Source organism: Falsiroseomonas oleicola (assembly GCF_019029495.1).
GTDB classification, from domain to species: Bacteria; Pseudomonadota; Alphaproteobacteria; order Acetobacterales; family Acetobacteraceae; genus Falsiroseomonas; species Falsiroseomonas oleicola.
Genome location: NZ_JAERQM010000001.1, coordinates 719,713 through 734,611, shown reverse-complemented (window position 1 = coordinate 734,611; position 14,899 = coordinate 719,713). Strand labels below are relative to the sequence as shown.

Genomic DNA, 14,899 nt, shown 5'->3' with positions numbered 1-14,899 from the left:
GGTGAGGGGGGCGCGCAGAATCAACGCCCCCTTCCCACACGCTACCGCAAGAACTGCCGAAACCGCCGCAGCGCCAACACGAACAGCGCGCCACCAATCCCCACCAGCGCCAGCAACTGCGGCCAGACCACATCCAACCCGGCGCCCCGAAACAGCACGGACTGCGCCAGCATGACGAAATGCGTGTTGGGCGCGAGCAGCATGATGGTCTGGATGACCTCCGGCATGCTCTCCCGCGGCGTCATCCCGCCCGACAGCACCTGCATCGGCAGCAGCACCAGGATCAACAGCAGCCCGAATTGCGGCATCGTCCCGGCCAGGGTGGCCAGGTAGATGCCGAGGCAGGTGGTGGCGAAAAGCTGCAAGGCGGTGCCCAGCAGGAACAGCGCCAGCGACCCCTGCAAGGGCACCTCCAGCAGCCCCTGCACCACCACCACCAGCGAGAAGGTGGCCGCCAGCAGCACCACCAGCCCCATCGACCAGATCTTGCTCGCCATGATCTCGAAGGGTGTCACCGGCATGGTCAGCAGATGCTCGATCGTCCCGTGCTCCCTCTCCCGGATCAGCGCCGCGCCGGTCAGGATGATGGAGAGCATGGTGATGGAGGAAATCACCTCATTGATCGCGCCGAACCAGGCCTTGCTCAGTTCCGGATTGTAGCGCGCGCGCAGCGCCAGCCCCACGGTGGTGACGCTCGCCCCATCCTGCCGGTTGAGGAAGCCGGCGATCTCCTCGCTGACGATGGACTGCACATAGCCGCCGCCGGTGAAGGCCTGCGTCATCCGCGTGGCGTCGACGTTGAGTTGCAGCGACGGCACCCGCCCGGCCAACAACTCGCGCTGGAAATTCGGCGGGATGTCGAGCGCGAAAGTGTCCTGCCCCGCATCCATCCGCCGATCCATCTGCTGCGCCGTGATCAGCGGCGGCAGGGTGAAGTGGGGTGGGTAGAAGGCACCGGACAGCCGCGCGGAAAGCTGCGAACGGTCCTCATCCACCACCGCGATGGCGGCCTTGTTCAGCGCTTCCGGCATGGCGGTGGAGGCGGTGTGGATGGACAGAGTGAAGGAGTAGAAAATCAGCAGCAGCAGCACGACATCCCGCGCCAGGCCACGCAACTCCTTGATGCCGAGTTGCAGGATATTGCGCATGGTCAGCGCGCCTGCTTGCGCAGCAGCAGCACGGCCAGGCCGATCAGCACCGGCCCGGCCAGCGCCAGCGGCAGGAAGGACCCGCCAAGATCGCCGAAACTCAGCGCCTTGGAAAAGGTGCCGCGCGCGATCGTCATGAAATGGCTGGTCGGATAGATCTGCCCGATGAAGGCGCCGACACCTTCCAGCGAGGACACCGGATCGGTCATGCCGGAGAACTGCACGGCGGGGATCAGCGTGATCAGCGCCGTGCCGAAGATCGCCGCGATCTGGCTGGAGATGAAGGCGGAAATCACCAATCCCATCGCGGTCGCCGCGATCACATACATCAGCGCGGCGGTGGCCAGCGCCAGGAAGCTGCCGGTGAAGTTCACGCCGAAGCCGAAGATGGCGAAGCCCGCCAGCATCAGGAAGTTCATCATCGCCAGCGCCACATAGGGCGCCTGCTTGCCGAGCAGGAATTCCAGCCGCGTCACCGGGGTGACATAGAAGTTGAGGATCGAGCCTAGCTCCTTCTCCCGCACCACGCTCAGCGCCGCCAGCATGGCCGGGATCATCATCAGCAGCAGCGGAATCACCGCCGGCACGATGGCCACCAGGGACTGCACATCCGGATTATAGCGGTAGCGGATTTCCAGCGTGAAGCTGCCCAGCGCGGCGGCGGCGGCGTGGCCTTCCCGCGCGCGCTGGGTCAGCCAGGCGGCATGCATGCCCTGCACATAGCCGCGCACCGTCTCCGCCCGCGTCGGCATGGCGCCGTCGATCCAGGCGCCGATTTCCACCGGCCGGCCGCGCGCCAGGTCGCGCCCGAAGCCGGCGGGAATTTCGATGGCCAGGCTGATCTCCCCGCGCCGCATGCGCCGGTCGAGATCGGCATAGTCGAGGATGGGCGACTGCTCGATGAAGTAGCGGGAACCGCCGATCTGCCCCCGGTAGTCGCGGCTGGCGGCGCTGCCATCGCGGTCCAGCACGGCGAAGGTCAGGTTCTCGACATCCAGGTTGATGCCGTAGCCGATGACGAACATCAGGATCAGGCTGCCGATCAGCGCCAGGGCCGTGCGGATCGGGTCGCGTTGCAACTCCAGCGCCTCCCGCCACGCATAGGCGCCCAGGCGGCGCGGATCGAAGCCGCGCGGGGCTGGGGCCGGTGCCGTGGTGTCAGGTGTCGGCGGCGCTTCGGGCGCCGTGGCCTCCGCCCCCATCGCCTCCTGCAAATGATCGATGAAGGCCTCCTCCAGCGTCGCCGCGCCACGTGCTTCGCGGATCGCCTGCGGCGTGTCGCTGACCAGCACGCGGCCGGCATGCATCAGGGAGATGCGGTCGCAGAGCGCCGCCTCGTTCATGAAATGGGTGGAGACGAAGATCGTCACCTGATCCTGCCGCGACAGCTCCGCCAGGATGCGCCAGAAGGCATCGCGCGCCACCGGATCGACGCCGGAGGTGGGCTCGTCCAGGATCAGCAGGCGCGGCGCATGGATCATCGCCACGGCCAGCGACAGGCGCTGCCGCATGCCGAGCGGCAGGGACTCGGGCAGCGCCTCCATCACCTCCTCCAGCCCGAAGCGGCGGCACATCTCGGCGATGCGGTCGGGGATGGTCTCGGGCGGCAGGTTGAACAGGCGGGCATGCAGGTCGAGGTTCTGGCGCACCGTCAGCTCGGTATAGAGCGAGAAGGCCTGCGACATGTAGCCGACATGCCGCCGCGCGGCGACGTCCTGCGCCGCGACGGGCTGGCCGAACAGTTTTGCCGTGCCGGCGCTGGCCGGCAGCAGGCCGGTCAGCATCTTCATCGTCGTGGTCTTGCCGCAGCCATTGGAGCCGAGGAAGCCGAAGATCTCGCCGCGCGGGATGCGGAAGCTGACATCGTCGACGGCGGTGAAATCACCGAAGCGCATGGTCAGGTGGTCGGCCTCGATCGCGATCTCCGCCTGCGCCGCCGCCGGGCGGGGCGGGATCGCGACAGCCTGGTGGCCGGCGCGGCGCGCCTCCGGCAGCAGGGCGATGAAGGCGGCGTCCAGATCCGCAGCGCCGGTCTGCGCCAGCAGGTCGCCCGGCGTGCCGGTGGCCAGCACGCGCCCGGCCTCCATCGCCACCAGCCAGTCGAAGCGCGCCGCCTCCTCCATATAGGCAGTGGCGACCAGCACGCTGAGGCTGGGCTGGCCGGCGCGGATGGCCGCGATCAGCTCCCAGAACTGGCGGCGCGAAAGCGGGTCCACGCCGGTGGTCGGCTCGTCCAGGATCAGCAGCTCCGGGTCGTGGATCAGCGCGCAGCACAGGCCGAGCTTCTGCTTCATGCCGCCGGAGAGCTTGCCGGCCGGGCGGTCGGCGAAGCGGGCCAGGCCGGTGCTGCGCAGCAGCCCGGCGATGCGGCGGGCGCGTTCGGCCTTGCCATGGCCGAACAGGCGGCCGAAGAAATCGACATTCTCGAAGACGGAGAGCGTGGGGTAGAGGTTCTTGCCCAGCCCCTGCGGCATATAGGCGATGCGCGGCCCGCTGCGCCGGCGATGCGCCGCCTGGGCCATGTCGCCGCCCAGCACCTCCACCCGCCCCTGCTGGATCGCCTGGGCGCCGGCGATCAGCGCCAGCAGGCTGGACTTGCCGACGCCATCCGGCCCGATCAGCCCGACCACGCAGCCCGCGGGCAGGTCCAGCGTCACCCCATCCAGCGCCTTGTTGGCGCCATGGGACAGCGCGACCTGTTCCAGCCGCGCCACCGGCGGTGCCGTCACGGCGCGATCGTCGCCCGCAGGGCGGCTGGCCATTCCGTGGCGGGGTCGAGGCGGACATAAGCGATGCCGGGCAGGCCGGTCTTCACCTGTTCCATGTGCTGGCGCAGCAAGGCGGGCGGGATTCGCAGGCGGATGCGGAACATCAGCTTCTGGCGTTCCAGCGCCGTCTCCACCGTGCGGGGCGTGAACTGCGCAGTGTCGGAGACGAAGGAGACCTCGGCGGGAATCACCAGCCTTGGTGCCGCATCCAGGATGATGCGCCCCTCCGCGCCATAGGCAGCGCGGCCGGCCTGTTCGGTGGGCAGGAAGAAGGTCATGAAGACGTCGGTGACGTCGATCAGGTTCAGCACGCGCCCGCCGGCGGCCAGCACCTCGCCGGGCTGGGAGACCAGGTATTGCACGCGGCCGTCACGCGGCGCGCGCAGCGTGCTGTCGGCGATTTCCACATCGATCCGTTGCAGCGTGGCCTGCGCGGCCTCCACCGCCGCTTCCGCATCCACCACCTGCGATTCCGCGGCACCGATGCCGGCCTCGGCGGCGGCGAGCTGGGCGCGCGCGGCACCGGTGGCGGCGATGGCGCCCTGCACGCGGGCACGGTCGTCATCCAGCAATTGCAGCGGCGCGTTGTTGCCGCGGGCGAGCTGTTCGGTGCGGGCGACGCGGCGTTCCGCCGCCTCCCGCTCCGCCTCGCGCTGCGCCAGCACGGCTTCCGCCGCCATGCGTTCCGCCTGGCGCTGGGTGACCACGCTGCCGGCGGTGCGGATGGCGATGCGCGCGCGTCGCAGCTGCGCCTCGGCTTCCCGCCGCTGCGCCTGAAGCTGGTCGGTATTCATGCGCGCGATCACCTGGCCGGCGGTCACGAAGTCGCCCTCACGCACCGCCACCTCCTGCAACCGGCCGGCGAGCTTGGTGGCGACGTCGATCTCCACCGCCTCGATACGGCCATTGCCGCTGGCGATGCCGCTGGGCAGGCCGGCGGGCTGCCAGGCACGCCAGCCATAGAATGCGGCGACGGCCGCGATCACAAGCAGCGCCACCAGGGGAAGGTAGCGCCGGGCGGTGGCCATCATGCCGCGTATCCGTCTTTAATCAGGCGCCTGGACCCTGCATCAGCTTCCACGACCTGCCAGCTTCCGCCGAATAGGCCTCCATCGCCGAGCGCAGGAACTGGCCCTGGCGCTCCATCAGATCGGCCGGGCTGCGGCAGGCGGCCAGGCCTTCCAGGAACTCCGCCTGGGCGCGCAGCCGCTGCGCGGCGAAGCTCATCGCCTCCTCCTGCAACTTGGCGGGCACGTCCATCAGCGGCTTGGTCCAATCGCCGGCGGCGAGGAACGGATTCGCCGGCATGGTGCTGGTCTGCGGCGCGGCGGCGGCCTTGTGGTTGGACATGATCGATCCCTGCCTCTTGCGGTGGAAGCACCTGCCTAGACGCCGACGCCCCGCGGGGCATTGATCTGCGTCAAGGACTCGCGACCACCGCCGCGGCTACTTCGCAGCCACGCCAAAGGCCGCCGCGATTTGTCGTGGTGCCAGTCCTGCGCTGCGATCTCACGAAATCGCGATCGTTGTTTCCGAGGCAGGACAGTGAAGGATCCATGACATGACGAAGGCTGTCACCGAGGCCTGCACGGCGCGGCGCGAGGACCCGATCGGCACCGAGGGTTTTCGCGCCATGGACCGCATGGCGGAGGCGCTGAGCGCGAAGTCCTCCTCCGGCATTTCGCGCGCCGCGCTGGCATTGGCGCTGTTCGACTGGTCCGTCCATCTGGCGCGCGCCCCCGGCAAGCAGGCGGAGTTGTTGCACAAGGCGCTGCGCAAATCCGCGCGGCTGGCCGGGGAGATGACGGCGGGCGCCCTTCATCCGGAAGCCCCGCTGTGCATCGCCCCGCTGCCGGGCGATACGCGCTTCCAGCATCCCGGCTGGCAGCAATGGCCCTTCCGCCTCTGGCAGCAGGCCTTCCTGCTCAATCAGCAATGGTGGCACAACGTCACCCATGATGTGCCCGGGGTGACGCCGCATCATGAGGAGGTGGTGTCCTTCCTGACGCGGCAGATCCTCGACATGTTCTCCCCCGCCAACCTGCCCTTCACCAATCCCGAGGTGCTGCAGGCCACCATGCAGACCGGCGGCATGAACCTGATGCAAGGGATGCGGAACTGGATGGAGGATGCGGGCCGGACGATGGCCGGCCAGCCACCGCTGGGCGCCGAGAATTTCGTCGTGGGCCGCGACGTGGCACGCACGCCGGGGCGCGTCGTCCACCGCAACCATCTGATGGAGCTGATCCAATACGCGCCGGCGACGGAGCAGGTGAAGGCGGAGCCGATCCTGATCGTGCCGGCCTGGATCATGAAGTACTACATCCTGGACCTCTCTGCGCAGAACTCGCTGATCGCCTATCTGGTGGGGCGCGGGCACACGGTGTTCTGCATCTCCTGGCACAATCCCACCGCGACGGATCGCGACCTGGGGCTGGACGATTACCGCCGGCTCGGCGTGATGGCGGCGCTGGATGCGGTGGGCGCGATCCTGCCGGAGCAGCGCATCCACGCCACCGGCTACTGCCTGGGCGGCACGCTGATGGCCATCGCCGCGGCCGCCATGGCGCGCGCCGGGGATCACAGGCTGGCCTCGCTCACCTTGCTCGCGGCGCAGACCGATTTCAGCGAGCCGGGGGAGCTGGCGCTGTTCATCGACCACAGCCAGATGCATCTGCTGGACAGCATGATGTGGGACCGCGGCTACCTGGCCGCGGACCAGATGGCCGGCGCCTTCCAGCTGCTGCGGTCCAACGACCTGATCTGGTCGCGCATGGTGCATGACTATCTGATGGGCGAACGCGCGCCGATGATCGACCTGATGGCCTGGAACGCGGATACGACGCGCATGCCCTATCGCATGCATGCCGAATATCTGCGCCACCTCTACCTCGACAATGAATTCGCGGCGGGGCGGCTGATGGTGGATGGACGGCCGGCGGCGCCGCAGAACATCCGCGTGCCGATCTTCGCGGTGGGCACCGAACGCGACCATGTCGCGCCCTGGCATTCCGTCTACAAGATCCACGCCTTGGCGGATGCCGATCAGGTGACCTTCGTGCTGACCAGTGGCGGCCACAATGCCGGCATCGTCAGCGAGCCAGGGCACCCCCACCGGCATTTCCGCATCGCGACGCGCCAGGCTGGCGATGCCTGGCAGGATGCGGAGGAATGGATGGAGCTGCACGCGCCGCAGGAGGGATCCTGGTGGCCCGCCTGGACCGATTGGCTGGAGACGCAGACGCCGGGGGACGCCGTGCCGCCACCGCCCATGGGGGCACCGGAGGCCGGCTACCCGCCACGGGACGACGCGCCCGGCACCTATGTGCTGCAAAGGTGAGGATGATGACCCAACCGCTTCTCAGAAACCGCACCTTCGACGAGATGCAGCCAGGCGAAAGCGCCTCGCTGGTCCGCATCGTCGGTCGCGACGATATCGAGCTGTTTGCCCGCGTCTCCGGCGATGTGAATCCGGCGCATCTCGACGCCACCTTCGCCGCCACCGGCCTGTTCGGCCACATCGTCGCCCATGGCATGTGGACCGGCGCGCTGGTCTCCGCCGTGCTCGGCACGCGGCTGCCCGGGCCGGGCACCATCTACCTGGGCCAGGAGCTGCGCTTCCTGAAGCCCGTCTCGCCCGGCGACGTGGTGACCGCGACCGTCACGGTGCGGGAAAAGCGGGATGCCAAGCGCATCGTGCTGCTCGACACCGTCTGCACCAACCAGAAGGGGGAGAATGTGCTGGAAGGCGTGGCGACGGTGATCGCGCCAGCCAATGCCATCGCCTGGCCACGCACGGAACTGCCGGAGATCTCGATCCGGCGGCATGACCGCTACGACGCCTTCATCGAACGCGCGCGCGGCGGGCAGATGCTCGCCGCCGGAATCGTGCATCCCTGTTCCACCGCGGCCATCCTGGCGGCGGTGGAGTTGCGCAACGAAGGGCTGCTGGAGCCCCTGCTGATCGGGCCGGAGGCGAAGATCCGCGCGGCGGCGGAAGCGGCGCGGGTCTCGCTGGATGGCATCACCATCGATCCTGTGCCGCACAGTCACGCGGCGGCCGCGCGGGGTGTGGAGCTTGCGGCCTCCGGTCGCGTCGCCATGCTGATGAAGGGCAGCCTGCACACGGATGAGCTGCTCGGCGCCGTGCTGGCGCGGGAGTCGGGCCTGCGCACCGAACGCCGCATCAGCCATGTCTATGCGATGGACGTGCCGGCCTATGCCAAGCCGCTGGTCATCACCGATGCGGCCATCAACATCCTGCCGACGCTCGAGCAGAAGCGCGACATCTGCCAGAACGCCATCGACATGCTGCGCCGGCTCGGCCTGGAACAGCCGCTGGTCGCGGTGCTGGCGGCGGTGGAGACGGTGAATCCCCGCATGCCGTCCACGCTGGACGCGGCGGCGCTGACGGTGATGGCGGCGCGCGGGCAGATCACCGGCGGGCTGGTCGATGGGCCGCTGGCCTTCGACAATGCGGTGAGCCCCGATGCGGCGCGCATCAAGGGCATCACCTCCCCGGTCGCGGGCCAGGCGGATATCCTGCTGGTGCCGGATCTGGAAGCGGGCAACATGCTGGCCAAGCAGCTTCTGTACTTCGCCGGCGCCACCGCCGCGGGGCTGGTGCTCGGCGCGCGGGTGCCGATCATCCTGACCAGCCGCGCGGATTCGCTGACCACGCGCATCGCCTCCGCCGCCCTGGCCAAGCTGCTGGCCGGGCCGGTGCCGCAGGGTGGGGTTCTCGCGCCATGAGCCAGCCGCTGCTGCTGACCTTCAACGCCGGCTCCTCCACCGTGAAGCTCGGCCTTTTCGCCATTCGGGCAAGGCGGGCCGGTCGGCTGGCAGGCGGCGTGCTGGATCTGCGGCATGCGCCGCTGGTGCTGCAGTTCGACGATCAGCGGATCGCGCTGAACGGCACGCCGGAGACCATGCTGGCCGATATGCTTGCGGCGATCGATATACGCTTCGACCTGTCGCGCCTGGCCGTCGCCGGGCACCGCGTGGTGCATGGCGGGGAGGATTTTGCCGGCCCCGCCCGGATCGATCCCGACAGCCTCGCGGCGATCGAGGCGCTGGTACCGCGCGCGCCGCTGCATCAGCCGGCCAGCCTGCGGCTGATCCACGCGCTGCGTGCCTGGCGGCCGGCGCTGATGCAGACCGCCTCCTTCGACACGGCCTTTCATCGCCAGCAGGCGGATGAGGTCTGCCGCTTCGCCATTCCGCGCGCGCTGCATGCGGAAGGCATCAGGCGCTACGGCTTCCACGGCCTGTCATACGCATCCATCGCCGCGACGCTGGCGCGCCGCGCACCGGCGCTGGCGGCGGGTCGCGTGGTGGTGGCGCATCTCGGCAGCGGTGCCAGCCTCTGCGCGCTGGAGGCCGGGGTCAGCCGCGACAGTTCCATGGGCTTTTCCACGCTAGATGGAATCCCGATGGCGACGCGCCCCGGCGCGCTCGACCCCGGCGTGCTGCTGCATCTGCTGGGCCCCGGCGGCCAGACCCTGGCGGCGGTGGAGGAGATGCTGAACCGTCACAGCGGGCTGCTCGGCATGTCCGGCCTCAGCGCCGACAGCCGCGACCTGCTGGCCAGTGACCGACCGGAGGCGCGCCAGGCGCTGGATGTCTTCACCTTCCGCATCTCGGGCGAGGTGGCACGGCTGGCGACGACGCTGGGCGGGCTGGATGCGCTGGTCTTCACCGCCGGCATCGGTGAGCACCAGCCCGCGATCCGTGCCGCCGTTTGCGCCCGCCTCGCCTGGCTGGGCGTGGTACTGGACGACGCGGCAAATGCCGCGAATGCCGAAACCATCAGCGCCGCCGGCAGCCGCATCGCCGTGCTGGTGCTGCAGACCGATGAGGAGCAGGTGGTGGCGGATGAAGCGCTGTCACTGCTGCGCGAGGAAGGAGCCTGACATGACCCCGATCGTCGATCTCGCCGGCAAGCGCGGGTTGGTGGTGGGCATCGCCAATGGCCAGAGCATCGCCGCTGGCTGCGCCACCGCCTTTCGCCAGGCCGGGGCCGAACTGGCCGTGACCTATCTGAACGAGAAGGCGGCGCCCTTCGTGCGCCCGGTGGCGGAGGAGTTGGGCGCGGCGCTGCTGCTACCCTGCGACGTGCGCATCCCCGGCCAGCTCGAAGCAGTGTTCGAACACATCGCGCGGGACTGGGGCCGGCTGGATTTCCTGCTGCACTCCATCGCCTTCGCCCCGCGCGAGGATCTGCATGCCAGCGTCGTCGACTGTTCGGCGGAGGGATTCGCCATGGCGATGGACGTCTCCTGCCACTCCTTCCTCCGCATGGCGCGGCTGGCGGCGCCGCTGATGACGCAAGGCGGCAGCATGATGACCGTCAGCTTCTACGGCGCGGATCGGGTGGTGGAGAATTACAATCTGATGGGACCGGTGAAGGCCGCGCTGGAATCCAGCGTGCGCTACATGGCCGCCGACCTCGCGCCGCGCCGCATCCGCGCCTTTGCGATTTCGGCGGGCGCCATCCTTACCCGCGCGGCCTCGGGCATCGACCGCTTCGACGAATTGCTGGACCGCGTGCGGGCGCGCACGCCCACGGGCCATCTGGTCAGCATCGAGGAGATTGGCCGCATCGCCGCCTTCCTGGCCAGCGAGGCGGCCGCGCCGATGAGCGGTTCGGTGGTGCATGCCGACAATGGCGCGCATACCGTGGCGTGATCACGCCTTGCCGCCGAAGCGCGCCGCCGCGCCCTCCGCCAGCCGCTGCACCACGGCATAGAGCGCCGGAATCACCAGCAGCCCCAGGCTGGTCGCCGCCACCATGCCGCCCAGCACGGTGAAGCCGATGGCGCTGCGCGCACCGGCCCCGGCGCCGGAGGACAGGGCCAGCGGCAGCACGCCGATGATGAAGGAAATCGCCGTCATCAGCACCGCGCGGAAGCGCTGCGCGGCGGCGATGGAAGCCGCCTCTGCCACGCTTTTCCCCGCATCGCGTTGCAGCCTTGCGAATTCGACGATCAGGATGGCGTTCTTGCTGGCCAGGGCGATCAGCAGCACCAGCCCGATCTGCGCATAAAGGCTGTTCTCCAGCCCCACCAGCGTCAGCGTCGCAGTGGCGCCCAGACCCGCCACGGCGAGGGACAGCAGAATCGGCAGTGGCAGCGTCCAGCTTTCATATTGCGCCAGCAGGAACAGATAGGCGAAGGCCAGCGCCACTGCGAGGATCACCGGCAGTTGCGCGCCGGCCCGCAACTGCTGGAAGGCGGTGCCGGACCATTCGTAGCTGTAGCCTTCCGGTAGCACCTCCGCCGCCGCCTCCTGCAAGGCCTCGATCGCCGCGCCGGTGCTGGCGCCCTCCGCCGCCTGCGCATTGATCTGCGCGGCAAGCGCCAGGTTGTAGCGGGACAGCGCATAGGGGCCGAGCTCGGTCTCGATACCCGCCAGGGCGCGCACCGGCACCATGCCGCCCTCCGCATTGCGCAGATGCACCTCCAGCACCGCATCCGGCGTGGCGCGATGCGGCGCATCGGCCTGCATCACCACCTGGTAGACGCGGTTGGCATAGGTGAAGTCGTTGACGTAGCGAGACCCGAAGAAGGTGCCGATGGTGGAGAACACATCGCCGACGCCAACCCCAAAGGCCTCCGCCCGCGTGCGGTCGAGGTTCAGCCGAATCTGCGGCACCTCTGCCGAGAAGCTGGAGGAGGCGCTGCCCACCGCCTGATGGCCGTTGGCGGCGGCGACCAAGGCGCGGGTGACCTCCGCCAGCTCCTGCGGCGATTGGCCACGCTGCGCCTGCAGGCGGAAATCAAGGCCACCCACCGATCCGGCACCCGGCAAGGCGGGCGGCGGGAAGGCGATGACCTGGGCTTCCGGGATCGCCGCGAAACGCTGTTGCAGCGTGCCGAGAATCCGTCCGAGCCCTTCCGCCTCCGCGTCACGCTCGTTCCAGGGATGCAGCGCGGCCAGGCCGAATCCGCCATTCGGTCGCGGCGATCCCTGCAACATGCTGAAGCCGGCGACCATCACCACGTCGCGCACGCCCGGCGTCTCCGCCATGATATCCCGCACCTGCGCCACCACCGCTTGCGTCCGTTCCAGGGAGGCCGCATCGGGAAGCTGGATATCCACGAAGACCGCGCCCTGGTCCTCATTCGGCACCAGGGTCGAGGGCAGGGCCATGAACAGATAGACCGCGCCGGCCATGCTGAGCAGCACCGCGCCCAGCGCCACCACGCCGCGCGCCACCAGCCAGCCGACGGCGACGACATAGCGGTCGCGCAGCCAGTCCAGCCCACGCGCAAAGGCGGCCAGCGGCCCGCGCCCCGGCGGGCTGCGATGCAGCAGGCTGGCCGCCAGCGCCGGCGCCAGCGTCAGCGCCACGACGGAGGACAGCACGAGGGCGGAGGAGATGGTGATGGCGAATTGCCGGTAGAGCTGGCCGTTGATGCCGGGCAGGAAGGCGGTGGGCACGAAGACCGCCAGCAGCACCAGCGTGGTGGTGATGATCGGCGTCGAGACCTGCGCCATGGCGCGGTGCGCGGCCTCGGCGGCGGTGATCTCCGGCGTCTCCTCCAGGATGCGCTCGACATTCTCCACCACCAGGATCGCGTCATCGACCACCAGGCCGATGGCCAGGATCAGCGCGAGCAGGCTGACCGTATTGGCGGAGAAACCGGCGGCCAGCAGCACGGCCAGCGTGCCGATGAGCGAAACCGGAATGGTCAGCGCCGGGATCAGCGTGGCGCGCCAGCTTCGCAGGAAGACGTAGGTCACCAGCACGACGATGACGAAGGTCATCGCCAGCGTCACCAGAATCTCCCGCACCGTGGCGCGGACGAAGGCGGTGGCGTCGTAGATCACCGCATATTCCATCCCCTGCGGGAAATCGCGCGCCAGCCGTTCCAGCTCCGCCCGCACCGCATCGGCGGTGTCCAGCGCATTGGCGCCGGGGGATTGGGAGATGGTCATCATCGTGGCCGGTTGGCCGCGGAAGCTGGCGCCGGCCATGTAGCTCTGCGCGCCCAGCTCCGTGCGGGCGATATCGCGGATGCGCAGGATGGCGCCATCGGCGCCGGCGCGGATGATGATCTCGCCAAAGGCCGCGGCATCCGGCAGGCGGCCTTCCGCCAGGATGGTGTACTGGTCCTGCTGCCCGGCCGGGGCGGGCGCACCGCCGGCCTGGCCGAGCGAGGCCTGCACGTTCTGTCGCGCGATCGCCGCCGCCACATCATCCGGAGTCAGCCCCAGCACCGCCATGCGATGCGGGTCCAGCCAGATGCGCATGGCATAGTCGGCGGTGCCGAGGGAGCGTGCCTCGCCCACACCCTCGATCCGCGACATCGCATCGGCGACCAGGGTGCTGGCGTGGTTGCTGACCTCCAGCGGGTTCAATGCGCTGCCCTCCGCCGTGTGGAAGGCGATGGCGAGCAGGAAGTCGGGCGACTGCGCGCGCACCGTGACGCCCTGCTGCACCACCTGCGAGGGCAGGGAGGAGGAGGCCAGCTGCACGCGGTTCTGCACATTCACCTGCGCGATATCGGCATCCGTGCCGACCTCGAAGGTCACCGTCAGCGTGTATTGCCCGGCATTGGAGCTGTTGGAGGACATGTAGATCATGCCCTCCACCCCATTCACCGCGGATTCCAGCGGCGCGCCGACGGTATCGGCGATGACCTGCGCATTGGCGCCGGGATAGTTCGCCGAGATGCTCACCGAAGGTGGCGCGATCCGCGGATATTGCTGCACCGGCAGGAACAGATAGGCGATGGCGCCGGCCAGCAGGATGACGATGGAAATCGCCGCCGCCAGCCGGGGGCGGGAGATGAAGAGGCTGGAAATCACGAGCCTTCACCCTGGCGCGAGGGACGAACCGTCAGCCCGTCGCGCAGGCGCTGCGTGCCCTGCACCACCACCGTCTCCCCCGCCTCCAGCCCGCCCGAGACGGACCAGCCCCGCGGCAGCCGCGCACCGGTTTCGATACGCCGCCGCGCCACCGTGTCGTTCTCACCCAGGATAAAGACGAAGGGGCCTTCCCGGTCCCGTTGCACGGCGGAAAAGGGCACGAGCGGCCGCCGTTCCGTCGCGCGCGCGGCGACGATTACGGTGACGAACTGGCCGGGCAGCAGGATTTCGTCCGGATTGTCGAAGATGGCGCGCACGGCGACGGTGCCGGTGTTGCTCGCCACCTCGCTGTCCAGGAAATCAAAGCGCCCGGGCAGGTCATACAGGCTGCCATTGGGCAGGCGCAGTTGCAGCGCCAGGTCGGGGGCGATGGCGCCCTCGCGCCGCTGCGCCTCGCGGAAATCGACGATCATGCCCTCGGTGACGGAGAAGACCACGCGCAGGGGCTGCAACTGCACCACCCGCGCCAGCGCGCCGCTATCCGGCCCCACAAGCGCGCCTGTGGTGAAGTTGGCGCGGCCGATGCGGCCATCGATCGCGGCCTCGATGCGCGTATAGGACAGCGTCAGGCGCGCCAGCCGTACCGCGGCTTCGGCCGCCAGCACATCCGCCCGCGCGGCATCATAGACGGCCTGGGCCTCATCCACCCGCGCCTGCGGCACGGTGTTGGTGCGGCGCAATTCGGCACTGCGCCCAAGGCTGCGCTGGGCTTCCTCCGCCGTGGCCTGGGCGCGGGACAGCTGCGCCTCGACCGAGGCCAGTTCGGCCTCATGCTGTGCCGGGTCCAGCACGAACAGCGTGTCGCCGCGCCGCACGGCGGAGCCTTCCTCGAAGGGCACCTCGGTCACAAAACCCTGCACGCGGCTGCGGATGTCGAGGCTACGGATCGCCTCCATCCGGCCGATGAACTCGGCCGGGCGGCTGACCGGTTCCGCCGTCACCTCCGCCACCATCACCGCCGGGGGTGGCGGGGTGGGCTGCGCGGTGGCGGCCAGGGTGAAGACGAGGCCGATCAGCGCCGCCGTGCCTGCCAACACGCCGCCGCGCCGCTGCATCATCGCCATACCCCGTCCCCCATTGCACCTCACCTATCCCAAGGTTTCGGCACCA

Annotated in this window: 10 protein-coding genes; 4 read left to right on the top strand and 6 right to left on the bottom strand. The window is 69.3% G+C overall.

Going from position 1 to position 14,899, the window contains the following annotated elements; all coding sequences use genetic code 11:
- Positions 1-41 precede the first annotated feature (41 nt).
- From JJQ90_RS03480 to JJQ90_RS03465, 4 genes are read right to left on the bottom strand one after another with little or no spacing between them, the layout of a single operon-like run.
- Positions 42-1,148 (bottom strand): ABC transporter permease, encoded by a 1,107-nt coding sequence (locus tag JJQ90_RS03480; protein WP_216873044.1) that lies wholly within the window; start codon positions 1,146-1,148, stop codon positions 42-44.
- Between the two features lie 2 nt (positions 1,149-1,150).
- On the bottom strand, positions 1,151-3,910 hold the full coding sequence (gene rbbA, locus JJQ90_RS03475) for a ribosome-associated ATPase/putative transporter RbbA (protein WP_216873043.1): 2,760 nt from the start codon (positions 3,908-3,910) through the stop codon (positions 1,151-1,153).
- The gene (locus JJQ90_RS03470; protein WP_216873042.1) at positions 3,874-4,947 is read right to left on the bottom strand and encodes an HlyD family secretion protein; all 1,074 of its coding nucleotides are present in this window, start codon (positions 4,945-4,947) and stop codon (positions 3,874-3,876) included. The genes rbbA and JJQ90_RS03470 overlap by 37 nt, the downstream gene beginning before the upstream one ends.
- A gap of 19 nt (positions 4,948-4,966) precedes the next feature.
- Positions 4,967-5,266, bottom strand: a complete 300-nt coding sequence (locus JJQ90_RS03465; RefSeq protein WP_216873041.1) for a phasin family protein — start codon at positions 5,264-5,266, stop codon at positions 4,967-4,969.
- 211 nt (positions 5,267-5,477) lie between these two features.
- Between JJQ90_RS03465 and JJQ90_RS03460 the strand changes: the two genes are divergently transcribed.
- From JJQ90_RS03460 to fabI, 4 genes are read left to right on the top strand one after another with little or no spacing between them, the layout of a single operon-like run.
- The gene (locus JJQ90_RS03460) at positions 5,478-7,256 is read left to right on the top strand and encodes a PHA/PHB synthase family protein (RefSeq protein WP_216873040.1); all 1,779 of its coding nucleotides are present in this window, start codon (positions 5,478-5,480) and stop codon (positions 7,254-7,256) included.
- Between the two features lie 5 nt (positions 7,257-7,261).
- On the top strand, positions 7,262-8,668 hold the full coding sequence (locus JJQ90_RS03455) for a bifunctional enoyl-CoA hydratase/phosphate acetyltransferase (RefSeq protein ID WP_230410322.1): 1,407 nt from the start codon (positions 7,262-7,264) through the stop codon (positions 8,666-8,668).
- Positions 8,665-9,828, top strand: coding sequence for an acetate/propionate family kinase (locus JJQ90_RS03450; protein WP_216873038.1), 1,164 nt, complete (start codon positions 8,665-8,667; stop codon positions 9,826-9,828). The genes JJQ90_RS03455 and JJQ90_RS03450 overlap by 4 nt, the downstream gene beginning before the upstream one ends.
- A 1-nt stretch (position 9,829) precedes the next feature.
- Entirely contained in the window at positions 9,830-10,603 is a 774-nt protein-coding gene (gene fabI, locus JJQ90_RS03445) for an enoyl-ACP reductase FabI (RefSeq protein WP_216873037.1), read from the top strand.
- Here the strand turns inward: fabI and JJQ90_RS03440 are convergent, their stop codons facing one another.
- Together JJQ90_RS03440 and JJQ90_RS03435 are read right to left on the bottom strand one after the other, a co-directional pair.
- Positions 10,604-13,729, bottom strand: a complete 3,126-nt coding sequence (locus JJQ90_RS03440; RefSeq protein WP_216873036.1) for an efflux RND transporter permease subunit — start codon at positions 13,727-13,729, stop codon at positions 10,604-10,606. It abuts the gene before it with no gap.
- A complete protein-coding gene (locus JJQ90_RS03435) occupies positions 13,726-14,853 on the bottom strand; it encodes an efflux RND transporter periplasmic adaptor subunit (RefSeq protein ID WP_216873035.1) in 1,128 nt (375 codons plus the stop codon). Before JJQ90_RS03435 ends, JJQ90_RS03440 begins: the two co-directional genes overlap by 4 nt.
- Between the last annotated feature and the right edge of the window lie 46 nt (positions 14,854-14,899).

What these genes read in the sequence shown, in the direction of transcription:
- JJQ90_RS03480 (WP_216873044.1), bottom strand. Translation starts at nt 1,148, where the DNA reads ATGCGCAATATCCTGCAACTCGGCATCAAGGAGTTGCGTGGCCTGGCG.
- rbbA (WP_216873043.1), bottom strand. Translation starts at nt 3,910, where the DNA reads ATGGCCAGCCGCCCTGCGGGCGACGATCGCGCCGTGACGGCACCGCCG.
- JJQ90_RS03470 (WP_216873042.1), bottom strand. Translation starts at nt 4,947, where the DNA reads ATGATGGCCACCGCCCGGCGCTACCTTCCCCTGGTGGCGCTGCTTGTG.
- JJQ90_RS03465 (WP_216873041.1), bottom strand. Translation starts at nt 5,266, where the DNA reads ATGTCCAACCACAAGGCCGCCGCCGCGCCGCAGACCAGCACCATGCCG.
- JJQ90_RS03460 (WP_216873040.1), top strand. Translation starts at nt 5,478, where the DNA reads ATGACGAAGGCTGTCACCGAGGCCTGCACGGCGCGGCGCGAGGACCCG.
- JJQ90_RS03455 (WP_230410322.1), top strand. Translation starts at nt 7,262, where the DNA reads ATGACCCAACCGCTTCTCAGAAACCGCACCTTCGACGAGATGCAGCCA.
- JJQ90_RS03450 (WP_216873038.1), top strand. Translation starts at nt 8,665, where the DNA reads ATGAGCCAGCCGCTGCTGCTGACCTTCAACGCCGGCTCCTCCACCGTG.
- fabI (WP_216873037.1), top strand. Translation starts at nt 9,830, where the DNA reads ATGACCCCGATCGTCGATCTCGCCGGCAAGCGCGGGTTGGTGGTGGGC.
- JJQ90_RS03435 (WP_216873035.1), bottom strand. Translation starts at nt 14,853, where the DNA reads ATGGCGATGATGCAGCGGCGCGGCGGCGTGTTGGCAGGCACGGCGGCG.